At 65.0% G+C, this 24,175-nt stretch carries 20 protein-coding genes; 6 read left to right on the plus strand and 14 right to left on the minus strand.

Annotated features, from left to right (window positions below; genetic code table 11):
- Complete coding sequence (locus AB4Y31_RS10705) at positions 1–612, minus strand: LysE family translocator (protein WP_368674478.1); 612 nt, start codon at positions 610–612, stop codon at positions 1–3.
- 295 nt (positions 613–907) lie between these two features.
- On the opposite strand from AB4Y31_RS10705, the gene AB4Y31_RS10710 reads away from it, so the two are divergent.
- A complete protein-coding gene (locus AB4Y31_RS10710) occupies positions 908–1,312 on the plus strand; it encodes a GFA family protein (protein ID WP_368674479.1) in 405 nt (134 codons plus the stop codon).
- A gap of 36 nt (positions 1,313–1,348) precedes the next feature.
- Here AB4Y31_RS10710 and AB4Y31_RS10715 read toward each other — a convergent pair whose 3' ends face one another.
- The gene (locus AB4Y31_RS10715; RefSeq protein WP_368673904.1) at positions 1,349–2,809 is read right to left on the minus strand and encodes an NCS1 family nucleobase:cation symporter-1; all 1,461 of its coding nucleotides are present in this window, start codon (positions 2,807–2,809) and stop codon (positions 1,349–1,351) included.
- Between the two features lie 312 nt (positions 2,810–3,121).
- Here AB4Y31_RS10715 and AB4Y31_RS10720 point away from each other — a divergent pair, with 312 nt between their 5' ends.
- On the plus strand, positions 3,122–4,105 hold the full coding sequence (locus AB4Y31_RS10720) for a PfkB family carbohydrate kinase (protein ID WP_368673905.1): 984 nt from the start codon (positions 3,122–3,124) through the stop codon (positions 4,103–4,105).
- Positions 4,106–4,120: 15 nt separating this feature from the next.
- Positions 4,121–6,571 (plus strand): glycoside hydrolase family 65 protein, encoded by a 2,451-nt coding sequence (locus AB4Y31_RS10725; RefSeq protein WP_368673906.1) that lies wholly within the window; start codon positions 4,121–4,123, stop codon positions 6,569–6,571.
- 22 nt (positions 6,572–6,593) lie between these two features.
- On the opposite strand, the gene AB4Y31_RS10730 is transcribed toward AB4Y31_RS10725, so the two are convergent.
- From AB4Y31_RS10730 to argS, 8 genes are all read right to left on the minus strand, one after another.
- The gene (locus AB4Y31_RS10730; RefSeq protein ID WP_368673907.1) at positions 6,594–7,913 is read right to left on the minus strand and encodes an RNA polymerase sigma factor; all 1,320 of its coding nucleotides are present in this window, start codon (positions 7,911–7,913) and stop codon (positions 6,594–6,596) included.
- A gap of 6 nt (positions 7,914–7,919) precedes the next feature.
- The gene (locus AB4Y31_RS10735) at positions 7,920–8,339 is read right to left on the minus strand and encodes a YciI family protein (protein WP_107149874.1); all 420 of its coding nucleotides are present in this window, start codon (positions 8,337–8,339) and stop codon (positions 7,920–7,922) included.
- A gap of 120 nt (positions 8,340–8,459) precedes the next feature.
- On the minus strand, positions 8,460–8,813 hold the full coding sequence (locus AB4Y31_RS10740) for a YciI family protein (protein ID WP_368673908.1): 354 nt from the start codon (positions 8,811–8,813) through the stop codon (positions 8,460–8,462).
- Between the two features lie 205 nt (positions 8,814–9,018).
- On the minus strand, positions 9,019–10,614 hold the full coding sequence (locus tag AB4Y31_RS10745) for an ABC transporter substrate-binding protein (RefSeq protein ID WP_368673909.1): 1,596 nt from the start codon (positions 10,612–10,614) through the stop codon (positions 9,019–9,021).
- A 142-nt stretch (positions 10,615–10,756) separates the two neighbouring features.
- The gene (locus AB4Y31_RS10750; RefSeq protein WP_368673910.1) at positions 10,757–11,572 is read right to left on the minus strand and encodes a helical backbone metal receptor; all 816 of its coding nucleotides are present in this window, start codon (positions 11,570–11,572) and stop codon (positions 10,757–10,759) included.
- A 70-nt stretch (positions 11,573–11,642) separates the two neighbouring features.
- Complete coding sequence (locus tag AB4Y31_RS10755) at positions 11,643–12,284, minus strand: thiol:disulfide interchange protein DsbA/DsbL (RefSeq protein WP_368673911.1); 642 nt, start codon at positions 12,282–12,284, stop codon at positions 11,643–11,645.
- Between the two features lie 256 nt (positions 12,285–12,540).
- Entirely contained in the window at positions 12,541–13,341 is an 801-nt protein-coding gene (locus AB4Y31_RS10760; RefSeq protein WP_368673912.1) for an SPOR domain-containing protein, read from the minus strand.
- 160 nt (positions 13,342–13,501) lie between these two features.
- Entirely contained in the window at positions 13,502–15,277 is a 1,776-nt protein-coding gene (gene argS, locus AB4Y31_RS10765; protein WP_368673913.1) for an arginine--tRNA ligase, read from the minus strand.
- Positions 15,278–15,566: 289 nt separating this feature from the next.
- Between argS and AB4Y31_RS10770 the strand changes: the two genes are divergently transcribed.
- Entirely contained in the window at positions 15,567–15,893 is a 327-nt protein-coding gene (locus AB4Y31_RS10770; RefSeq protein ID WP_018441087.1) for a DUF1840 domain-containing protein, read from the plus strand.
- Between the two features lie 125 nt (positions 15,894–16,018).
- On the opposite strand, the gene metH is transcribed toward AB4Y31_RS10770, so the two are convergent.
- From metH to AB4Y31_RS10790, 4 genes are all read right to left on the minus strand, one after another.
- The gene (metH, locus tag AB4Y31_RS10775) at positions 16,019–18,736 is read right to left on the minus strand and encodes a methionine synthase (RefSeq protein ID WP_368673914.1); all 2,718 of its coding nucleotides are present in this window, start codon (positions 18,734–18,736) and stop codon (positions 16,019–16,021) included.
- 35 nt (positions 18,737–18,771) lie between these two features.
- Positions 18,772–19,779 (minus strand): homocysteine S-methyltransferase family protein, encoded by a 1,008-nt coding sequence (locus tag AB4Y31_RS10780; RefSeq protein WP_368674480.1) that lies wholly within the window; start codon positions 19,777–19,779, stop codon positions 18,772–18,774.
- A 296-nt stretch (positions 19,780–20,075) separates the two neighbouring features.
- On the minus strand, positions 20,076–20,333 hold the full coding sequence (locus tag AB4Y31_RS10785; protein WP_018441084.1) for a DUF3567 domain-containing protein: 258 nt from the start codon (positions 20,331–20,333) through the stop codon (positions 20,076–20,078).
- A gap of 269 nt (positions 20,334–20,602) precedes the next feature.
- A complete protein-coding gene (locus tag AB4Y31_RS10790) occupies positions 20,603–21,820 on the minus strand; it encodes a DUF3108 domain-containing protein (RefSeq protein WP_368673915.1) in 1,218 nt (405 codons plus the stop codon).
- Positions 21,821–22,037: 217 nt separating this feature from the next.
- Between AB4Y31_RS10790 and AB4Y31_RS10795 the strand changes: the two genes are divergently transcribed.
- A complete protein-coding gene (locus AB4Y31_RS10795) occupies positions 22,038–23,060 on the plus strand; it encodes a fumarylacetoacetate hydrolase family protein (protein WP_368673916.1) in 1,023 nt (340 codons plus the stop codon).
- 135 nt (positions 23,061–23,195) lie between these two features.
- Positions 23,196–23,993, plus strand: coding sequence for a PhaM family polyhydroxyalkanoate granule multifunctional regulatory protein (locus AB4Y31_RS10800; RefSeq protein WP_368673917.1), 798 nt, complete (start codon positions 23,196–23,198; stop codon positions 23,991–23,993).
- The last annotated feature ends 182 nt before the right edge of the window (positions 23,994–24,175 follow it).

The raw sequence follows: 24,175 nt of genomic DNA on the forward strand, positions 1-24,175 counted from the left end.
TTATCTATCGACGATCGCAACGACCCCGAGGGCTATGAAGAGCGCGCCCGAGAGATACCGGCCGACAGTAAGCGCCGTCCCTTCCGAGCTAACGTTACGGCGAAGCGGATGTGCGAGAAGGATGCAGACCAGGTCGGCAATCGTAAAGAAAGCGTTCGCTGCCGCGCCGAGGAGGAATAGTTGCCACCCTACATTGATCGATGCGGCGGGGTCGGCGAATTGGAGCAGAAAGGACATGTAAAAGAGCGCCGACTTCGGGTTCGATGCTTCGATGAATGCGCTTGAAAAGACGATCCTGGTCGGCAATCCCGTCTGCACTTTGTCAGCAGGCTTGGTCCGCAAGCGCTCAATTCCAAGCCACACCAGATAGGCCCCCCCGAATATCCTCAAGGCGTGGTATAGCCACGGGGTCGTTTGCAAAACGACAACCGCTCCGAACGCGACCAGACAGATCTGGAAGAACGCGCCAACGTGAATTCCCAAAGCCGATAACAGCCCCGCCCGGCGGCCGTGCTGCAGCGTCAGCGATACAGTTTGCAACAGGGCAGGGCCCGGGATAAAGCCGAAGCCGATGCAAGTCAGGCCGAACGCGAACATCTTTTCGATAGTCATCAGTTGTAGTCTCCAATTGCGATACTGAGCTGCCGGCACGCTTGCGCGACGCGATCCCGAGTGGTGGCTATTTGGTCCGTGGATAAGCGCGGCATAAATGCGTTGATCTAGTCACGGCCGCAAACTTTAAAGAAGACTTCAGGCGATGACGCGCCTGCACCGGGGGCTCAGACCGAATTACCTCGCTATTGCGGCGAGCTGCCGCCGCGTGGGCCGGGGCGGATTGGAACTGCCACACGCCAAGGCATGCGGCTTGCGCATTGATGACCTCTGCTTGAACGACGAGGCGGACAAAATGCTGACAGGCGGCTGTTTATGCGGAAAGGTTCGTTACGAGGTAACGGGCGCGCCATTTCACTCGACGATTTGCCACTGTGTGGACTGCCGCCGATGCGCGGCGGCTCCCTTGGTTGCGTGGTTCAGCGTGAAACGCTCCGAGTTTCGCGTCGTCCGGGGCACGATCGCGCGCTTTGCGTCGAGCAAGCCGGTCTTGCGCACGTTTTGCGCGGACTGCGGCACTCCGCTAACGTACCAACACGACGATTTCCCCGACGAAATCGACGTGACGACCTGCAGCCTAGATGCACCCGAGGCAGTCCCGCCTGACGACCACACTTGGGCGTCGCAACGTCTCCCTTGGCTGCCGATTTCGGACGGGTTGCCGCAGCACCCCCAGGGCCGCGACAAAGCGGCCGCGTGAACACGCGTACCGCTCGGTCGCCCGGATCGCTCCAGCTCAAACGCGGGCCGTCGGCACGATCGCGGTGCGCGGCCGCAGCGCCGCCATGATCAGGTACATGCAACCGCCGATCAGTACGCCGAAGAACCATCCGTAGGTGTTCCACCAGGCGGGCAGCAGGGAGGTCAGGTTGGGCAAAAAAGTCGAAAACACACTGCCGACGCCAGCGGAGACGATCGCGTTGACGTTCCAGCCGCCTTCATAGCGGTACTCGCCGTGCTCCTCGTAAAGCGCCCCGACGTTGATGTTGCCTTTGGCCACCAGGTAGTAATCCGCGAGAATGACCCCCAACAGCGGGCCCATCGTCGCGCCGATCGCGTTGACGAAGTGCGCCGCATTGCCTTCCCATGGCGCGAACGGATAGAGCACGAGCGCAATCAGCGCGGCGATGTAGCCGCCCCTCTTGAAGCTGATCTGTTTCGGGAACACGTTCGAAATATCAAACGCCGCGGACACGAAGTTGGCCACCACGTTGATGCCGAGCGTGGCCACGGCGAACGTCAACGCCGCGATGAGCGCCAGCACCCAGCTGTCGAATTTGGCCGAGATCTGCTCGGGATGGAGCAGCGCTTCGCCGTAGACCTTGAAGGCGGCGATAGTCGTGATGCCCGCTACCAGCGAGAACGCAATCAGGTTGACGGGCAGCCCCCACAGATTGCCTTTCTTCACCGCATCGCGGTCTTTCGCGTAGCGCGAGAAATCGCAAAAGTTCAGGTATAGCGCCGCGAAGTAGGTGATCCAGGTTGCCCCTACCGCCATCAGCGCCCAGAACGAACCCGGTTCGCCGCTGATGCCGGCATCCTTCGTTTTATCGAGCAGCACGTTCATCGGAATGCCGTGGGAGAACGAGAAGCCGCCAGCCTTGATACAGAGGCCGATCGCCAGGATCAGCATCGCGACCCACACCGCCGGTCCGGCCCAGTCCTGGAACCTGCGCACCGTCTCCATGCCCTTTTGGATGATGAGCAACTGCAGCGCCCATATGACCACATAGCAAATCACCTCCAGCGTGGAGTGGCCGAGCAGCTGCGAGCTCTTCTCGAACACCATCAGGCTGTCGTTGCGCACGAGCAGCGCGACGACCGCACCCGAAGCCGCCGCCGTCTGCGCGCCGTACCAGAAGCAGGCGACCACGGCGCGCACCAACGCCGCGAGGTTGGCGCCCCATACGCCGAACGACGCGCGCGCCAAGACCGGGTAGGGAACGCCCGTCTTCTCTCCGGCGTAGCCGATCAGGTTCATGAGGGCGAAGATCACGAGCGAGCTGAGCCCGATCGCGAGCAAGAAGTTGACGAAGTTGCCGCACAGCAGAAAGAGGCTCGCGGCGAGGTAGTAGCCCCACAGGCTGTGTACGTCCGAAGTCCAGACGTTGAAGATGCTGAAGGCCCCCCACTTGCGCTCCCGCGCTGGCGCCAGGTCTTCGTTGTAGAGGCCCGGCGAAGGATTGCGGATTTCCATCTGTCATCTCCTTTGAATAGGTGGATCAAGGAAACACCGCCGGATACTCCTTTTGGGGTGGAGATGCTCCCGCGTGTGAAGCCAAGGGACAGGGAAGAGCTGGACGTGCTTTACCGCGCCGTTAGAACCAATCGAAGGCCATTATTGCGCGCGAAAAAAAATAAGGGCAAGCAGGCGAAGCGCGCGTTTGGCCGATGAACGGCTCGGCAAGCGGTGGCCTTTGCGGCTCGGGCAACGTCGATGCGGCGCTCCATGACGGCGCACGGCATGCGTCTTGCGCCGCAATCAGACAAATCCTCACACGCCGTGGATATGGAAACCGTCATCAGCATCGGCAGCATCAACGCAGACTTCCAGATGCGCGTGGATGAGCCGCCCGGCGGCAAAGAGACGCTTGCCGGCCGCGAGCTCATCCGCCCCTCGGGCGGCAAGGCGGCGAACGTCGCTTATCTCGCGCGGCTGCTCGGCATCGAGAGCCGGCTCATCGGCATGGTCGGCGACGACGATCTCGCTACGCAGGCGCTCGACCCATTGCGCCGGGCCGGTGTCGATGTCTCGCGCGTGCGCGTCGCGACTGGCCACGCCACGTCCGTCGCCGTCATTCTCGTTCCGCCCGACGGCAAGAAGCGGATCGTGCATGTCTACAACGCGAACGACGTCTGGGACGAAGCGGCCCTCGCCGCGCTCGAGCGCGAGGTCGACGCGGCCCCGAGCTCGGCCGTCGTGGCGGTCGACGCGGAAATTGCGACCGATGCTGCGGCGCTCGCGATCCGGACCGCAACGCGCCGAGGCTTACGCGTCGTACTCGATCCATCGCCAACGGAGCGAACATCGGTTTCGCCGATTGCCGATCTGCTCCCTGAGCTTCATGCCATCACCCCGAACAATGAGGAGGCCACCGTACTGACCGACATCGAGATCAAAGACGACGAAAGCGCGGCGCGCGCCGCCGAGGCGCTTCATGCGCGCGGCATTGCGCTCGCGTGCGTGAAGCTTGCCGATGGCGGCTGCGTTGCCGCATTCGACGATTCGACGCTGTTCGTCGCGGCGACCCCTGTTGCGGTCGTCGATACGACCGGTGCGGGCGACGGCTTTACAGGCGCGCTGTCGATCGCACTCGCGCGCGGCGCGCCGCCCGAAGAGGCGGTGTTGTATGCCGCCGCCGTCTCGCATTGGAGCGTCACGCGCTATGGTTCGCAGGCGGCCTACCCCGGCCCGGACGAACTGCAGCCGATGATCGAGCGTCTGCGTGGCGGAGTGCGTCGCGTGCCGCGCGGTCAGGGCGGCCATCGTTAAGCCGGAAACGTGAACGTGTCAGAACAAGGCGTCCGCTTCAGTCGTTACGACCGCGCCGACGAGCGGCGGCGCGAATCGTTGCTCGGGCTCGGCAACGGCATGCTGTTCGTGCGCGCGAGCGCGCCGGAGGCCGGGCTGCTCTCTCTGCTCGCCGAAGACGGGACCGTCGCGGCGCAGCCCGGCGCGCGGGAATACGCGGCGCGCCACTATGCGGGCACTTACCGCGCGGGCGTCTACAACGAGCTGGAAAACAAGATCGATGCGCAGTCGACCCCCGTACGAATGAGCTTCATGCCGCGTCTGCCCGACGCGACGCCGCTGGCGGTGCGCCCGCGTGGCGGCCAATGGCTGTCGCCTGACTTCGCGAAGGTGCTGGAATACCGGCACGAGCTCGACCTCGAACATGCGCTCGCCTACCGGACCTTGGTGCTCAGTGCGGGCGGCCGCACGACGCGCATCGTCGAAACGCGCCTCGTCAGCGCGGCCCATCCTTACTTCGTGCTCGTGCGCTGGCAGGTGGTGCCGCTCGATTGGTCCGGTACGCTCGAAATCGGCGCGGGCATCGAAGGTCGCGTGCGCAACACCAACGTCAAGCGTCATGCGGCCTATGTCGGCCAGCACGTGGCCGGCATCGAATGCGAGGCGTGCGGCGACGATCGTCTCTTGCTGACCGCGCGCCTCAGCGGGTCGAGCGTCGAGATCGCCGTGGCGACGCGCCTCGAGATCGAAACGGCCGGCGCTCGGTCTAGCGCCGAGAGACGCGTCGAACACGCCGCCGAAGCGATCGCCGAAATGCATGAGGCGTCGGTCGAGGCGGGTCGGACACTCACGATCGACAAGCTGATCGCGGTGCAGACATCGCGCGACCATACGGTCATGGGCGTCTCCAACGCGGCGCTCGCGACACTCGAGCATGTTGCGGACGTCGATGCGCTCATCGACGCGCATCAGCGTGCGTGGCACGCCGACTGGTCGAGATGTCGAATCGTCGCCGACGATCGTGATTTGACGCATCAGCTCGACATCCGCTTCTTCCATTTGCTGCAGGCGCTGTCGCCGTTCGCGGCGCTGCAAGATGCCGGCATACCGGCTCGCGGCTGGCAGGAGGCCTATCACGGGCACATCTTCTGGGACGAGATTTTCGCGGCGCCGATATTTGCCGTGCGGCAACCGGAGACGGCCAAGACACCTCTGCTCTATCGCTTCCGGCGTCTCGACGCGGCGAGGCAGATGGCAAGAGAAGCCGGGCTGACCGGCGCGATGTTTCCATGGCGCAGCGCGACGACCGGCTACGAAGAGACGCCGCCCTATCAAATGAACCTCGTCAGCGGCCAATGGATGCGCGACGAGACGCGGCTTGAGCGGCACGTCGGCGCCGCGATTTGCTGGAATGTCTGGACCTACTTCTGCGCGACGGGCGATTGGGCGTTTCTGTCGCGCTATGGCGCACCGCTCGTCGTGGAGATCGCGCGCTTCTGGTCCTCGCTTGCCTCGTTCGACGACACGCGTAAGCGTTACACGATCGGCGGCGTCGTCGGCCCGGACGAATACCACGATGGGTATCCATGGCGAGACACGCCGGGGCTCGACGACAACGCCTACGTGAACGTCATGGCCGTATGGTCGTTGCTGTGCGCGCTCGAGGTGCTCGCACGGCTGCCCGCCGGTCGCCGCGATGCCCTCTGCGTGACACTCGCGCTGACGAACGACGAGCTCGCCCGATGGGAAGACATTGCGCGCCGCATGTTCGTGCCGTTTACGCATGAAAACGTGATCGCGCAGTTCGAAGGCTTCGATCGGCTGCTGCCCTACGAGCAGGCGATCGAAGCGCGGCAAGCGGATACGCGTCTCGACTGGGCGCTCGATGCGCGCGGCGACAGCACGAACCGCTATCAGGTTGCGAAGCAGCCTGACGTGCTGATGCTGAACTACCTGCTCGGCGACGATACGCTGCAGGCGCTTTTGCAGCGCCTCGGCTACGCGTTCGACGACGATGCGGCACGCCGCACGGTCGGCTACTACATCGACAGAATGACGCACGAATCGACGCTTTCACGGATAAGCTGCGCCGGCGCGCTGGCGCGCATCGACTCCGACCGCTCGTGGCAGTACTTCGTCGATGCGTTGCGCGTCGACGTGGATCCACAAGCGGGATCCTCGCCGCAGGAGGGCCTGCACCTCGGCGCGTTCGCGGCCGTGCTCGACGTGCTGCAGCGCCGCTACGTCGGACTCGACTTCGACTTCGACGCCATTCGAATCTTCCCCGCACTGCCGCGAGCGTTGCCGCCGCTCCACTTTTCGTTTCTCTATCGCTGCGATCGGTTTTCGATCGAGACGTCGGCGCGAAACTGCATCATCGCGTCGGACGGCGCCAACCGCGCTGCCGTGCGCGTCCGAAGCCCAGCGGGCGACGAGACGATCTCGCCCGGTGGATCGCTCACGATCGAGTCGCGGCACGCACGCTGACGAGCGACGTGACGCTCACCCGCTAGCTCGCGGCACCGCCACCGGCCCGTGACATCTCGCGCACGCGCTCGAGCAGCAACTCCCGTTCCCGTCCGTTTTGCGTCATCGCCGCGGCCCGCTCGAATTCGGCGCGCGCTTCGTCATAACGGCCGAGTTTTGCGAGCAGGTCGCCGCGCACGCTCGGCAGCCAGTGATAGCGGGCGAGCGCGGGCTCGGCGGCCAGCGCCTCGACGAGCGCGAAACCGGCTTCGGGCCCGAATGCCATCCCGACGGCGACTGCGCGATTGAGCTCGACGACGGGCGACGGGCTGATTTGCACGAGCGCGTCGTAGAGCGCGACGATCTGCTCCCAATCGGTCTCTTCGGCTGTATGCGCGCGCGCATGACAGGCGGCGAGCGCCGCTTGCAGCGCGTACGGGCCGAGCGAGCCGCCGAGCGATTCGGCTCGCGCGAGCGCGGCGAGCCCGCGTCGGATCAAGAGCGGATCCCAGCGCGAGCGGTCCTGGTCGGCAAGCAGAATGGGCCGGCCGCGCGCATCGGTCCGAGCGTGAAGCCGCGACGCCTGGAGCTCCATCAGGGCGACGAGCCCATGCACCTCGCTTTCGTCGCGCGCGAGCTCCGCGAGGATCCGCCCAAGACGCAGCGCCTCGTCGCAAAGCGCGGGACGCATCCAGTCGTCGCCGGCTGTCGCCGCGTATCCCTCGTTGAAGACGAGATAGATGACTTCCAGCACGGATGCCATGCGGGAACCGCGCTCTTGCGCGCTCGGCACTTCGAACGGCACTTTTGCCGCGCTCAGCGTGCGCTTCGCCCGCACGATGCGCTGCGCGATCGTCGGCTCGGAAACGAGAAATGCGCGCGCGATCTCGTGCGTCGTGAGGCCGCCGAGAAGACGCAGCGTCAGCGCCACTCGCGCGTCGGTCGACAAAACGGGGTGGCAGGCGGTGAAGACGAGCCGCAGGAGATCGTCGCCGATGTCGTCGGCGCGTTTCGCATCCAGCGAATCGACGAAGTCGGGCACGACGTGCGCCTCGAGCGCGTCGAGATCGTGGCCCATCGCTTCGTGCTTTTTCGCATGAAGCGCGTCGAGCCGCAGCTTGTCGAGCGCGCGGTTTTTCACGGTGGCCATGAGCCATGCGCCGGGGTTGTCGGGCACGCCTTGTCGCGGCCAGTGCTCGAGCGCGGCAACGAGCGCGTCTTGCGCGAGTTCTTCGGCGACGCCGATATCGCGCACGTAACGCGCCGCATGCGCAACGACGCGCGCCGATTCGATCCGCCAGACGGCTTCGATCGCCCGGTGGGTCGCGTTTGTCACCGCGTCAGCCGCATCGTTGCCGTTCACGGTCCGTTATCGCTTCGACGTTTGCAGCTCGCGGAAGCGCTCGATATCGGCGCTCGGCTCGAAATCGTCGAGCTCGTAAAGCTGCCGAACCTCGATCTCCCCATCGGCCGATTCGCCGAACGGGGCGGGAAAGCGCCGCGCCCATTCCATCGCCTCTTCGCGCGAGCGCACCTGAATCAGCGTATAGCCCGCGATGAGCTCCTTGGTGTCGGCAAACGGGCCATCGATGACGGTGCCCTTGCCGCCTGAATAGCGAATACGCCAGCCCTGCGCGCTCGGCCTGAGCCCGGTCGCATCGAGCAGCACGCCGGCTTTCGCCAGCTCTTCGTGGTAGGCCGTCATATCGGCGAGGATCTTGTCGCCTGGGCCCGGCAAGACACCTGCTTCGGTCTGCGCGTTCGCTCGCACCATGATCATGAATCGCATCGTTCGCTCCTTGTTCAGCGCGGATTGATGGAATGCCCGAATCTTTAACGGGCTCCTGTCGATACGACGAACGAACCGGGACCTCATCGACATGGGCGCGGGTCGAGTAGGTACAAACCCCTATTCGTAGCAAGGCGCGAGACGGCGGACCTCGACGGTGCACCACTCAGCGGCCGGGCATTCGGCCGCGATCGCGACGGCCTCGTCCTCGCGATCGCAATTGAGGAGGTAGAAGCCGCCGACCATTTCCTTTGCTTCGGCGAACGGGCCGTCGACGATGCGGCGCTCGCCGCCGCGAACCTCGACGCGCACGGCTTCGTCCGTCGACGCAAGCGATTGCGCCGCGACGAGCAGGCCGCGCGCACGCAGCTCGTCGGCGAAACGAAGCATGACGTCGTAGGCTGCGCGTCCTTCTTCCGGCGTGCGCGCGCGGCGCTGTTCGAGCGGCTCGACGATCAGTAGCAGGTAGGACATGACAGCTCCTTCGGTGGGGCGATGGACGGCATGTTGAATCGGCGAATCCAAAGGATAAGGCACCGCCGTTACCGCTGCCAGCTTTCGTCTCGACTGGAGCAAGCGGTAACGAGCGCCATCGTGCGGCCTGCCTCGCGAAGGGACGGGCGCCCGCCAAGCGGCGGACGAGCGGCCGCCCGACGGGGCCGGGTTCTGCCGATGGGCGTTACTGCACGGCGACCGCGCCGAAGTTCTGTCGCCCGAACGGGCTCACCTGATACCCGCTCACGTTCGCGCGCGTGAGCGCGGCCGCGGTCGGATAGCCGAGCGGGATCCACAGCGCCTCGTCGTGGATGATCTTCTGCGCCGCTTCATAAGCCTGTGCGCGCTTGGTCTGATCGGCCGTCTCCTTGCCCTCGGCGATGAGCTTGTCGAGCTTCGGATCGCAGTACCGGGCGAAGTTGATGCCCGATTTGACGGCGTTGCAGCTGAAAAGCGGCGTGAGGTAGTTGTCGGGGTCGCCGTTGTCGCCCGCCCATCCCATGAAGAGCAGATCGTGCTGCCCTTGCTTCGCTTCCTTGATGAGCTCGCCCCATTCGATGACCTTGACGTCGGCCTTGACCCCGATCTTCGCGAGATCGGCCTGCAGCAGCTCCGCGCCGGCCTTCGGGTTCGGGTTCAGGACGCTGCCGCTCGGGCGCACCCAGATCGTCGTTGCAAAGCCGTTCGGCAGGCCGGCTTCGGCCAGCAGTTGCTTCGCCTTCGCGATATCGTGCGGATACGCGGCGATCGACTTGTCGTAGCTCCAGGTGTTCGGCGGATACGGGTTCGTGGCCGGCTGCGCCGTGTTGTCGAATACGGTCTTCAGATACGTCGTCCGATCGAACGCGAGGTTCAGCGCCTGCCGCACTTTCTCGTTGTCGAGCGGTTTGTGCTGCGTATTGAGCGCAACGAACGCCGTCATGAACGCGGGCGTCTCCACGACCTTCAACGCCTTGTCGCCTTTCGCGGCGGCAACGTCCTGCGGCTTCGGCGAGAGCGCAATGTCGCATTCGCCGGCCCGCACCTTCTGCGCGCGCACCGTCGCATCGGGCGTGATCGCGTAGATGAGCCGATCGATCTTCGGTTTCGGCCCCCAGTACCGCGCATTGACGTCGTAGCGGATCACGGCGTCCTTCGTGTAGCTCTTCAGCACGAACGGGCCCGTGCCGATCGGCTTCGCGTTGAGATCGGCCTCCTTGCCGGCTTTTTCGAGCTTGTCCGCATACTCGGCCGAATAGATCGAAGCGAAGCCCATCGTCAGAATCGGCAGGAAGGTTGCATTCGGCTCGTTCAACTCGAATTTCACCGTGCTGTCGTCGACTTTGGTCACCGCTTTCACCAGCTTCACGAGCCCCATCGACTGCGCGTGCGGAAACCCGTTCGGTCCGCTGACCTTGTGCCACGGATTCGAGGCGTCGAGCATGCGTGAGAACGTGAAGACGACGTCGTCGGCCGTGAGGGGGCGGGTCGGCGTGAAGTAATCGGTTTGCTGGAACTGCACGTTCGGACGCAAGTGGAACGTGTAAGTCAGGCCGTCGCTGCTCACCTCCCATTTGTCGGCGAGCGCGGGCGCGACTTTCTTGTCCGCCTCGTCATAGGACACGAGCGTGTTGAAGATCACGTCGGCCGACGCGTTCGTCGTCACGAGCGAGTTGTATTCGACGACGTCGAAGCCGTCCGGGCTCGATTCCGTGCAGACGGTCAGCGGCTTGGCGGCGGCGAGCGCCGGCAGGACGGCGGGCGCGATGGCGAACAAGGCGGCAAGCAGTTTGAGGCGCATAGGTTCTGGTTCTCCTTGAAGCGCGTGGGTTTTGGGGTTCCCACAGGCAAGCGGCGCGGGAATCGCTCGACGAATATTACGTTGTCGAAGGCTTCGCTGCAGAGGAGCTCGGGCTGGCGGTCGTCGGCATGGCGGGGGGGCGTTATCCTTCGAGCGCGAGCCGCCGCAGGTAGTCGAGCCCGTCGATCGCACGTGAGCCGTACCACGAAACCATTTCGCCATCGATGAGGCGCACGGTCTTGCCGGTGAGCAGAGGATCGGCCGCGAGTGCTTCGCGGTGCCGCTCGGTGAACCGATAGGGCTCGCTCGACAGCAGAACATCGTCGACATCGGCCATCCAAGCGGCCGAGAGCTCGAACGACGGATATCGTGCGGACCCGGCGCGGCCGCCCGACACGGCCGGTAACGTCTGCCAGTTGACAAGCCGCAACATGGAGGAAATGTACGTATCTCGCGCGACGGTCATCCAAGGATCGCGCCAGATGACGTAGAGCACGCGCCGCTCGGGCCATTGCGTGGCCGACAGTGCGTCGAGGCGGGCGCGCAAGGCTTCACCGAGCTGGCGAGCCGCGTCTTCGCAGCCAAAGATCGCGCCGATCAGCGCATAGAGTGCCAGGTTGTCGCGAGGCGTAAGGGGATGGGTGACGACGATGTGCGGGACGGACTCGGCGAGCGCATCGATCGTCGCCTTTTCGTTTTCGTCGACATTGACGATCAGGTGGGTGGGGCGCAGTGCACGGACCGCGTCGAGCTTGACCGCTTTCGTGCCCCCTACTTTCGGCACGGCGCGCACGCGCTCGCGCGGATGGATGCAAAAACCGGTGCGGCCGACGACGAACCTGTCGAGCCCCAGCGCAAAGAGCAACTCGGTGACGCTCGGCACGAGGGAGACGATGCGGGCATCGGGCCCGGCGGGTGCGTGAGCGGTGCCGTTCGCATCGACGTTTTCGGCCGGCATGGCGGTCTCGCCCTGGCGCTTCGCGCCCGGCCGGCAGCCTCAGCTCGGGCCGCCGGTCGGCAATCGGACTTCAGCCTTTTTTCGCGCGCACCTGCGCGACGAGGTAGTCGAGCACTTGCAGCGTGCCGTCGAGGCTGTTGGTTTGCGCGGGGCCGGTCTCATACTTGCCCTGCACAGCGAGCGTCGGCACGCCGTCGATCTTGTAGTCGGCGATCAACTGCTGTGCGCGCTTGAGATTGCTTTGCACCGAGAACGAGTTATAGGCGGCGAGATATTTCTGCTTGTCGACGCCTTGCTTCGCGAGGAAGTCGGCCTGGGCCTCGGGCGTCAGCAGATAGTCCTTGTTTTTATGGATCTCGTTGAAGATCGTCGGCGTCAGCTTGTCGGTGAGCCCGAGCGCGTCGAGCGCAAGCAGCATCTTCGAGTGCGGGATGAAGTCGTCGCGGAACGCGACGGGCACGCGCTTGAAGACGACGTCAGGCCCTTGCTTGGCCTTCCACTTCTCGATGTACGGATCGAACTCGTTGCAGTGCGGGCAGCCGTACCACATGAATTCGATCACCTCGACCTTGCCGGCCGGCACATCGACAGGCTGCTGCGACGCGAGCACGGTGTAGTCCGTGCCCGCGACGGGCGCGGATGGCGAGGCCTGAGCGACGCCGAACATGGCGAGGCCGACGGAGAAGAACAGTGTGCGGATCAGCTTATTCATAAGGTCTTGGTCTCGGTGATCGATCAACGTGCGCCGTCGCGGGACGATGTGCCGCGCAAAGAGACGGCTGCCGTCCTGAGACTGCCGCGGCCGCTCGTTGGTTCAGGTCCGAACCGGCGAAGCGACGAGCGGCCGGCGGAAGCTCAATCTTACTGTGGCTTCGCAAAAACCGGGCGTAAGCGCTCGCGCCAACGCCGGCCATGGCTTTGCACAGGGGGAGGCGCTGAAACGCCAACTCCCGCCGTGCCCGCATCGACTATTGCTTGGGTGCAGGCGGGATCACGACCGTGTCGATGCCCGCTTCCGAAAGCCGCTGCCGGACCCCGTTCATGTCCTCGAACTTGGCGAACGGGCCGATCCGGACGCGGTAGTACGACGCGCCGCGCTCGGCGCGCTGCGTCACCTTCGACTCGATGCCCTGAAACGCGAGCCGCGCGCGTTGCTGCTCGGCGGCCGACGCGCTGCCGTACGAGCCCGCCTGGAGGAAGTAAGCGGCGTTCGCCTGCACGTTCGATCCGTTCGACGCTGGCGCCGCCGGCGCATTGTTCGCGTGCGGCGCCGGCGCGCTGCCGGGCTGCGGCACGTTCGCGATGATGGGCGGCTTGGTTGCCGGCATGTTCGGCGGCGCTTGCGTGGCCCCGTTCGGCGCCGATGCGCCTGGCGGCACCTCGACGATCTGCGGCTCCTGCAGCATTCCGGTCGGCGCGTTCTGGTTCGTCGCGGGGCTCGATTGCCCCGGTGCCGTGTTCGGCGGCGCGTTCTGCGCCGATTGCGGCACCGGCTGACCCGGCGACTTGCCTTGCAGCGAGCGGTTCGGATCGAATTGCTGCTCGACCGCGCCGGTTCCCGAGGCCGCCGGCGGCACGACTTTTTCGACGAACGGCGTGGGCGAGCGCGTGATGTAGAGCGCTACCACCACGGCGATCGCGAGCCCGACAATCAGGCCCAGCACGACGCCGAGGAACGTGCCCCCCGACTGCTTCCTCGGCTTCGGCGAGCGCGAGGAACTCCCCTTGGGGGAGGTGTTGCGTGGCGAACTGCTGCTCGGTTTTGCCATTGTCTCAATTACCTGCAAAAGAACTCGGGAACACGAAAAACGAGCGGGGCGCGGCGCGAAAGCCGCGCGGGTGGGGCGAATGGACCGCGAACACGGCGAACGTCATGGATGCGGCCATCGATTATAGCGACGGCCGAGGACGGCATGGCACCATGGGCGGCTACATTTTGGCTGGCGCCGATACGCCGAGCATCGCGAGACCGTTGGCCAGCACCTGGCGCGTCGCCGCGATCAGCGCGATGCGCGCTTCGCGCTCGGCGCGTTCGTCGACGAGGACGCGCTCGGCATTGTAGAACGAGTGGAATTCGCCCGCGAGCTCGCGCAGATAGAAGGCGACCGCATGCGGCGCAAGCTCGGCGGCCGCGTGCGCGAGCACGTCGGGGTACTCGGCGAGCTTGGCGCAGAGTGCCATCGCGCGCGTGCTCGAAAGCGGCGTGACGTCGGTGCCGCGCAGCGTCATTTCATCGCCGCCGAATCGGGTCTTCCATTCGCCGAGCACCGACGAAATCCGCGCGTGCGCATATTGAACGTAGTAGACCGGGTTCTCGTCGTTTTGCTTGAGCGCGAGGTCGATATCGAAGACGAATTCGGTATCGGCCTTGCGCGAGATGAGGAAGAAGCGGACCGCGTCGCGCCCGCGCCGGATCGTCTCCTCGTCGAGCAGCTCGGGCGAGGTCTCGGCGCCCGGCGCCGCGCCGCCCGACCACTCGATCAGATCGCGCACGGTGACGTAGCTGCCCGCCCGCTTCGAGATCTTGACCTCCTGGCCGTTGCGCATGACCGTGACCATCTTGTGCAGCACGTAATCGGGATAGCCCGCGGGAATGCCGATGTCGAGCGCCTGAAGGCCGGCGCGTACGCGCGCGATCGTGCCGTGATGGTCGGAGCCCTGCACGTTGATGACCTTCGTGAAACCGCGTTCCCATTTCGCGACGTGGTAGGCGACGTCGGGCACGAAGTACGTGTAGGTGCCGTCGGACTTGCGCATGACGCGGTCCTTGTCGTCGCCGTATTCCGTCGTGCGCAGCCAGAGCGCGCCGTCCTCTTCGAATGTCTTGCCCGCCTTGACGAGCGCTTCGACCGTTTTCTCGACGCGTCCCTCGGTGTAGAGCGACGATTCGAGGTAGTACCGGTCGAACTTCACGCCGAACGCCTGCAGGTCCATGTCCTGTTCGTGGCGCAAGTAGGCGACCGCGAATTTGCGGATCGCTTCGAGATCGTCGATGTCGCCCTTGCCGACGACCGGCTCGCCGTCCATCGCCGCGACGGTCTCGCGCTTCATATAGCTTTGCGCGATCTCGGCGATGTACTCGCCGTTGTAAGCCGCTTCGGGCCACCCGGCGTCGCCGGGCGCGAGGCCGCGCGCGCGGGCCTGTGTCGAGATGGTCAAATTCTGGATCTGCACGCCCGCGTCGTTGTAGTAGAACTCGCGGTGCACGTCGCATCCTTGGCTCGCGAGCACGTTCGAGAGCGCGTCGCCGAGCGCCGCCTGACGGCCATGCCCGACGTGCAGCGGGCCCGTCGGGTTGGCGGAGACGAACTCGATCATCACGTGCTTGGCCGCGCGCGCGCTGCGGCCGAACGCCGCGCCTTCATCGAGCACGGCGGCGACGACGGCTTGTTTCGCGCCCGTGGTCAGGCGCACGTTGATGAACCCCGGGCCGGCGATTTCGGCGCTCTCGACGAGGCCGCGCGCGCGCGCCTGCGCCATCAGCGCATCGACGATCGATTGCGCGAGCTCGCGCGGATTCTTCTTGAGCGGCTTCGCGAGCTGCATGGCGGCGTTGCAGGCAACGTCGCCGTGGGCGGCGACCTTCGGCCGCTCGAGCGTGATCGAGGGCAGCGCGGGCGGCGCCGCGCCTTCGAGCTTGGCGGCGACTTGCTCGACACTCGCGGCGAGCAATTTTTCGAGAGTCTCTTTTTGTACGGGCAGCATGCTGGTTCAGGCGATCGAATGGGGGCGGCCGCGGGGTGGCGCGGCCGGATGAGGGTGGGCGAGCGATCTGTCGCTCGGGCGCGACCCATCAAGGCGATTGCGCAGCCGGCGCGGGCCGCGGGCTATTGCATCGCGGCGGCGCATCGCGGCAGTCCAGACGGATTTTAGCAGGTGCTAATATGTCCAATCAGCAGCTCCCGTCGCGAGTCGCGGCAGCTCAGGGCTGGCGCGCATTCGGCACGGCGCGAGGAGCCTCCTGGATTCGACAGAAAAACGTGGGGAACGCGTTATGCTCATCACTTTCAAATGCCGCTCGACGCCCGATGTCATGATGCTGGAAAACTTGGCCCAGTATCTGGTGGGAATCATCGGCAAGCACCTGGGTCAGCGCGGCGTCATCACGCATGACGAACTCGACGAGGCCATCAGGCGGCTCGAAGAGGCGATCGTCTTCGATAAGAAGGAGATCGCGGAGAAAGACGGCCACTTCCATGAAGGAGAGGAAGGACACGAGCCGCACGAGTTGCCGATCGGACTTGCGCAGCGCGCCTATCCGTTCCTCGACATGTTGCGCACGGCCAAGCGCGAGAACACCGACGTGCTTTGGGGCGTTTGAACCGCCTACTCCATTGCTAAGACAAAAACGCGAGAGCCCGCGAAAGCCGATCGGCTGAGGCGGGCTCTTGTGCTTCCGCGCGAGGCCACGCGGGGGCCCGCGAGAGAGGCCGCGAGCCTCGACGCTCAAAGCTGCGGGGCCAGTGCCCGCTGCGCATCGGACATCGAGAGACCCATGCGGCGCGCGTAGTCTTCGAGCTGATCGCGATCGATCTTGCCGACCGAGAAATAGCGGCTTTCCGGGTGAGCGATATAGAAGCCCGACACACTGGCGGCCGGCAGCATCGCGAGCGAATCGGTCACGCTCATTCCGACTTCGTCGGCTTTGAGGGTTGCGAAAAGGTCGCGCTTCACGAGATGGTCGGGGCACGCGGGATAGCCGGGCGCGGGCCGGATTCCGACATAGCGCTCGGCGATGAGCGCGTCGTTGTCGAGCGACTCGTCGGGGGCGTAGCCCCAGAGCTCGCGCCGCACACGGGCATGCATTGCCTCGGCGAATGCTTCGGCGAGGCGATCGGCGAGCGCTTTGAGCATGATCGCGCTGTAGTCGTCGTAATCGGCGAGGAACTGCTTTTCTTTCACTTCCACGCCGAGGCCGGCCGTCACCGCGAATAGCCCGATGTAGTCGGGGACGCCCGATTCCTTCGGCGCGATGAAATCGGCGAGCGATCGATTCGGCCGCATGACGCCGTCGACGACAGGCCGCACGCTTTGCTGCCGCAGATTGCGCCACGTCAGCGCCACTTCCGAGCGTGATTCGTCGGTGTAGATCTCGATGTCGTCATCGCCGACCGTGTTGGCCGGCAAAAGCGCGATGACGCCATTGGCCGACAGCCAGCGGCCCTGAATGAGTCGCGCGAGCATCGCTTTGGCATCGGAGAAGACGCGCCGCGCCGATTCGCCGACGATCTCGTCGTTGAGGATCGCCGGATAGGCGCCGGCGAGATCCCACGTCTGGAAGAGCGGGCCCCAATCGATATAGTGGGCGAGCTCGGCAAGGTCGTAGTTGCTGAAGACGCGGCGGCCGACGAACTTGGGCTTGACGGGCCGGTACGCGGCCCAGTCGATCTTCGTCCTGTTCGCGCGCGCGGCTTCGAGCGTGACCATCGGCAGCGCTTTCTTCTTCGCGTGCTGCTCGCGGATGCGCGCGTATTCGGTTTTCAGGTCGTCGAGGTACTTCGCGGCGCCTTCGTCGGAGAGCAGGCTCGATGCGACCGAAACCGAGCGCGAGGCGTCCGGCACATAGACAACGGGGCCTTCGTAGTTCGGCGCGATCTTGACTGCGGTATGCACACGCGACGTCGTCGCCCCGCCGATCAGGAGCGGGATCTTCTTCACGCGGAAGTAGTCGTCGCGCTGCATTTCGGAGGCCACGTAGGCCATTTCCTCGAGGCTCGGCGTGATGAGGCCCGAGAGGCCGACGATGTCCGCGCCCTCGACCTTCGCCTTTGCGAGAATCTCGTTGCAGGGGACCATCACGCCCATGTTGACGACTTCGAAGTTGTTGCACTGAAGCACGACCGACACGATGTTCTTGCCGATGTCGTGCACATCGCCCTTGACGGTCGCGATGACGATCTTGCCTTTCGCGCGCACGTCGCCGCCGGCCTCGGCGAGCAGCCGCTTCTCTTCCTCGATGAACGGAATCAGATGCGCGACGGCCTGCTTCATGACGCGGGCCGATTTGACGACCTGCGGCAGGAACATCTTGCCCTGCCCGAAGAGGTCGCCGACGATGTTCATGCCGTCCATGAGCGGCCCTTCGATCACGTTGATGGGCCGCCCGCCCGCCGCCGCGATCTTCTGGCGCGCTTCCTCCGTGTCCTCGACGATGAACGTCGTGATGCCGTGCACGAGGGCATGCGCGAGCCGCGCCTCGACGGGCCCGTTGCGCCATTCGAGGTTTTCTTCCTTCTTGGCAGCGCCGGTCTTGAACTTGTCCGCGATCTCGAGCAGGCGATCGGTCGCATCGGGCCGGCGGTTGAGAATCACGTCTTCCACGCGCTCGCGCAGCTCGGGGTCGAGATCGGCGTATACGCCGAGCTGGCCGGCGTTGACGATGCCCATATCCATGCCGGCTTGAATCGCGTGATAGAGGAACACCGTATGAATGGCTTCGCGCACCGGGTCGTTGCCGCGAAACGAAAACGACACGTTCGAGACGCCGCCGCTCACCTTCGCATACGGCAGGTTCTGCTTGATCCAGCGCGTCGCTTCGATGAAGTCGACCGCGTAGTTGTTGTGCTCCTCGATGCCGGTCGCGATCGCGAAGATGTTCGGATCGAAGATGATGTCTTCGGGAGCGAATCCGACTTCGTCGACGAGGAACCGATACGAGCGCCGGCAAATCTCGGTCTTGCGCTCGAACGTGTCGGCTTGTCCTTGCTCGTCGAACGCCATGACGACGGCCGCCGCGCCGTAACGGCGAATGAGCCGCGCGTGATGGCGGAACGCCTCCTCGCCTTCCTTCAGCGAGATGGAGTTCACGATCGCCTTGCCTTGCACGCACTTCAGACCCGCTTCGATCACCTCCCACTTCGAGGAGTCGATCATGATCGGCACGCGCGCGATATCGGGCTCGGACGCGATGAGATTCAGAAAGCGCACCATCGCGGCTTTCGAGTCGAGCATCGCCTCGTCCATGTTCACGTCGATGACCTGCGCGCCGTTCTCGACTTGCTGGCGCGCAACGGCGAGCGCCTCGTCGAACTGCCCGTTCAGGATCATGCGCGCGAACGCTTTCGAACCGGTGACGTTCGTGCGTTCGCCGACGTTGATGAAAAGCGAGCCCGGCGTGACGTTGAACGGCTCGAGGCCGGCGAGGCGCATCGTGTGATCGGTCATGGCGAATGCGATGGGAAAGTCTTGGGGATGGGTGATCAAGCCGCGTCGCGGTATTGGCCCGGCCAGCGCCGCGGCTTCACCGCGGCCAGCGCTTGCGCGATCGCGCCGATATGCTCGGGCGTCGTCCCGCAGCAGCCGCCCGCGATGTTGACGAGGCCCGCCTGCGCGAATTCCTTCAGGAGTCCTGACGTATCTGCGGGCGTTTCGTCGAAGCCCGTTTCGCTCATCGGATTCGGCAGGCCCGCGTTCGGATAGCACGAAACGTAGGTGTCGCAAAGCTTCGCGAGCTCGGCGATATACGGCCGCATGAGCGCGGCGCCGAGCGCGCAGTTGAGGCCGAACGTGAGCGGCTTTGCGTGGCGAAGCGAATTCCAGAACGCTTCCACCGTTTGCCCCGACAGAATGCGTCCCGACGCGTCGGTCACGGTGCCCGAGATCATGATCGGCAACAGCTCACCGGTATCTTCGAAAAGCTCGTCCAGCGCAAAGAGCGCCGCCTTCGCGTTCAATGTGTCGAAGATCGTTTCGACGAGGAAAAGGTCGACGCCGCCTTCGAGCAGCGCCTTGGCCTGCTCGTAATACGCCTGGCGCAGCTCGTCGAACGTGATGTTGCGCGCACCCGGGTCGTTCACGTCGGGCGAGATGCTCGCTGTCTTCGGCGTCGGCCCGATCGCGCCGGCGACGAAGCGAGGCTTTTCGGGCGTCGAATACTTGTCGCATGCGGCGCGCGCAAGCTTCGCCGACTCGAGGTTCATTTCCGCGGCGAGCGCTTCCATTCCGTAATCGGCCTGGGCCACGACCGTCGCGCCGAAGGTATTCGTCTCGACGATGTCGGCGCCGGCGGCCAGATACTGCTCGTGAATCTCGCTGATGATGCTCGGCTGCGTGAGCGAGAGCAGCTCATTGTTGCCCTTCACGTCGCGCGCGAAGTCCTTGAACCGCTCGCCGCGATAGCGCGCTTCATCGAGCTTGTAGCGCTGAATCATCGTGCCCATCGCGCCATCGAGGATCAGGATGCGCGACGCGAGCAGTTCGGGCAGCATTGCGCCGCGCGTATAGGATTTGGCGGTTGCAGCCGATGCATCGGAATGGGGCGCGGCGGAAAAGGCGGCAGAAGAAGTCATGGCGAGCGGGCTCTACGCCTTCGATACAGTGGGAAGTCCCACATTGTAGCCGTTGCGGCCCGGGCTCGCCCGGCAAGGGGACTCTCCCCAAAGGGCTATTCCCGTGCGCCGGGCCGGTAAAAAGAGGAAAGAGGAGAGAAAAATGGAAAACCCCGCCGCGTTTGCATCGACGGGGTTGAGTCTATCTGCGGGCAGTGTCGCCGCGGGTCGCCGGCTCAGTGGAGCACGACGGGCTGGTTCATGAGGCTGTCGAACTGGCCGAGAAATTCGTCGACTTCATCGAGCGTCGGCTCTTCCTCGATCAGCTTTCGAACATGTTCGCGAAAGCGTGCCGCCATTGCGCCGTCGATGAAGATTTCGCGCTGCGTATTCTTGTCCACGATTTCATAGCCGCCGGCGTTCATCGCAAGATGGCCGGCCTGGGGCGCAAACTCGACGACACAGTAGTTGGGGCTGTTGTAGATCATTTGCATGGCGACACTCCTTATTCCGATGGCCTTTGGCCGTTTTCCGCCCTGAAGGTGGAGCGTATGCATGGAATTTCAAGGGGTGGGTCTTAAACGACGCTTAAACCTCCCGTCAGACCGTTGCAAAAAACAAACCTCCGACTTCGGAGTCCTTGAAAGTTAGACCTCGCCCGCGCCAAACGTTCGCGCGCGACGGCCAGATATCGAGGCTCGTCCGTGCGCCTCGACACCTTTTATAACGGCACTCGGATCCGTTGGTTTAGGGTCTCTTCGACCTATGGCTCGACGCGTGACGGCTGCGTTGTGAAGCCATTATCGGACGAATTGTCGGGTCTCACCGAAGAGGCCGCATTTTCCGCGCCCGGAGGAGCAAGGGCGCCGCCCCAGACCAGCTCGATCTGCGCGCCGTTCGGCTCCGTTTGCATGATGCGCGCCGGCAACCAGCCGAGCGCCGGGGCCAGCCACACGTCGATGCGCCGCGCGTCGCCCGCGCGCCGCGGCAAGCGCATGAAATGCCGCGCCTCGACGAAGCCTGCCGGCGTGCGCACCGTTTCGTCGCCGATCATCTCGATCGGCCAGAGTTCGCCGCTGTCGTTGTCCGCCACATAGAACTCGCGCGTGACCCCGGGCTTGTAAGCGTCGGGATCGCCTTTCACGAGACTCGCGAGTTGCATGATCACGCTGAACCGATCCTGGGCGCCGTTCGCAAGCGGCAGCGTCGACGGCGTTCGCGTAAAGGCGATGTGTCCGGCTGCGCGATCGAACGTCGTCACGTCCTGGCCGCGGCGGCCGCGCGTCTCGATATAACGCTGGGGGGCGAGGCCGAACGCATCGATGCGCCCCTCGCTTGCATAGGTGTAGGTGCCGACGAACGGCAACGGCACGGAGACGACCATCGTATAGCCGCTGCCGTCGCTCGCCCAATGAATCGTGCCGGGCGCGTTGCGCACGCCGTTGTAGAACGTGTCGTAGCGCAGCTCGCCCGATGGCGGCGTCGAAAACTTGATGCCCTGACCCGCCGCGCCGTTCGCGTTCCTGGCGGCCGATGTGGCCTCGCCCGCCGTTGCACTGCCGCTCGCGGCGGTCCCCGTGCCGTTCGCGGCAAGCGCGGCCGATGCGGCCGGCGGCGCGGACGCTTCAGCGGGAGCCGACGGCGGCGCGGGCGGCGCATGCGGCGCGATCGCCCGCAGGACATGCTCGGCGGAAGACGCGCTGGCCGGTTTTTTCGCCGCCGGTACGGCCGGGCGCGAGGGATTCGCCGCTTCGTGCGCGGGCTCGCGCGAGATTCGCTGCGGCCGCAGCAGCTCGATTTCGACAGGCGGCTTTTCGGCGGAAGGCGTCGCGGTCTCGCGCTCGCGGGAAAACCAGATACCGACTACGCTGTGCACGATCAGCACGACCGCCAGGACTACGCACCAGCGCGCCGCGCGTGAACCGGCTGAACGAGCGACGGGTGTGGTGCGAGGGTCGGCGGCGGTGAAAGCGGGTGGCATGGCGACAGCGGATGCGGCGTCAAGAGAAAGGGAAGCGAAAGTAAAGCGACGTGCTCAACGCCCGTCGTCACCTGGACGCGCCGGAGCATCGCGGCGTGTATGCGGTAATCGTAAGCGCGCAAGCGCCAAGCCAAGGCAGCCTGAACGGTCGCCGCCTCGCACCATCGTAAAATAGATCGCATTCATCGTCACGCCACTCACACTGCCTCCATCTTCTATGAAACTTGCCACGCTCAAGGACGGCTCGCGCGATGGTCAGCTCATCGTCGTGTCGCGCGATCTGCAGACGGCCGTCATCGCGAACGCGATCGCACCGACACTTCAGCGCGCGCTCGACGATTGGGCTTTTTACGGGCCGCAGCTCGACGAGCTCTACGACACGCTGAATCAGGGCCGGGCCCGCCACACATTCGCGTTCGAGCCCAAGCACTGCATGGCGCCGCTGCCGCGCGCGTTCCAATGGGCGGACGGCTCGGCATACGTGAACCACGTCGAGCTCGTACGCCGCGCGCGCGGCGCCGAAATGCCGCCTGAGTTCTGGAGCGATCCGCTCATCTATCAAGGCGGCAGTGACGATTTCCTCGGCCCTTGCGACGACATCGTCTGCGCGTCGGAGGCATTCGGCATCGACTTCGAAGCCGAAGTCGCCGTCGTGACGGGCGACGTGCCGATGGGCGTCACGCCTGACGCCGCGCTGCGCAGCGTGCGGCTCGTGATGCTGGTCAACGACGTCTCGCTGCGCAATCTGATTCCGGCCGAGCTCGCGAAGGGCTTCGGCTTTTTTCAAAGTAAGCCGGCGACGGCATTCGGGCCCGTCGCGGTCACGCCCGACGAGCTCGGCGATCATTGGCGTGAAGGGCGCGTGCATCGCCCGATGATGGTGCATTGGAATGGCCGTAAGGTCGGCCAGCCGGACGCGGGCGTCGACATGGTGTTTCACTTCGGCCAACTGATCGCGCATGCGGCGAAGACGCGCAACCTGCGAGCCGGCTCGATCGTCGGCTCGGGAACGGTCTCGAACAAGGACGCCACGCGCGGTTATTGCTGCATCGCCGAGAAGCGCTGCCTCGAGACGATAGCCGACGGCGCGGCGAAGACGGAATTCATGAAGTATGGCGACACCGTGAAGATCGAGATGTTCGACGAGGCCGGCAAGTCGATCTTCGGAGCGATCGAGCAATCCGTCGCACCGCTCGACGACTCCGCCCAGTCCGCCGCGCGACTCGCGCAAGTGGACTGAAGCGCCGCTCGCGCGCCGGGTTTCGCCCGATGCCTCGGCGCGCCCGCCGGCCTACACTGGTTTTTCAGAAGAATGACGCACGCTTGAAGGAAGGCTCGACGCATGTCCCACGAACGCAGCAACGGAGGCTAGACGATGACCGATACCACCGGCGATAACAAGCCGTTCCCCGGCTTCCCGGGTTTTCCGCCCGCCGAGATGCTCGACAAGATGTGGGACATGATGCGGCTCACGCCGTTTGGTGCCGCCTTCCCAGGCATGCAGCCGGGCACGGCGCAGGGGCTCGGTTCGCCGCTCGCGGCGATGTCGGACATGATGACGCCGCTCATGAGCGTCGAGGAGCTCGATAAGCGCATCACCGATATGCGAGCGGTCGAGCAATGGCTGAAGCTCAATTTGAGCATGCTGCAATCGGCGACGCAGGCGCTCGAAGTGCAGCGCGCGACCCTCTCCACGTTGCGCGCATTCGGCGCGTTCGCGCAGGCATCGATGACGGAGCCCGCGCAGGGCGCGGCCAAGTCGCAAGACGCTCCGGCCGCGTCCGCGTGGGGCGCCAAGCCGCGCGAAAGCGCGGCGCGAGAGGAAGCGGAGTCGGGCGAATCGACGGGCGAAAACGCCAGCGGGCCGCAAGGCGCCGCGCCTGCGGGGGCGGCGTTCGACCCGGCGGCCTGGTGGAATCTGTTGCAGTCGCAATTCAATCAGCTCGCCTCGTTCGCCGTGGCGCAGTCAGGCGCGGCGGCATCCCCCGGCGCGGGTGAAGCGACGAACGATCCGCCGGCGAAAAAAGGCGGCAACGCGGCAAAGAGCGGATCGACGGGCAAGCGCGCGGCGGATCCGGCCGGCACGGACAAACCCGCGGCGAAGCGCTCCGCGGCGCGCAAGCCGGGAGACAAGCCAGCGGGCTCGTCGCCTGCGTCTTCGACCGAGAAATGATGCCGCCCGTCGGCGCCGCCCTGCGCCGACGGGCGCCTGAGCGGCTCGCGGGCTGGATCGCGTCGGCGAACAGCCTGCGCATGATATAATCTCGAAGCTTTCGATCTGTGGGCGCACATCAAAAACCAAGATCGCGGCAGTCCGTCGCGCCGCCGTCCGCCGGAACACGAAAGGAAAGGCTC

This window comes from Trinickia sp. EG282A (genome assembly GCF_040965455.1).
GTDB lineage: Bacteria > Pseudomonadota > Gammaproteobacteria > Burkholderiales > Burkholderiaceae > Trinickia > Trinickia symbiotica.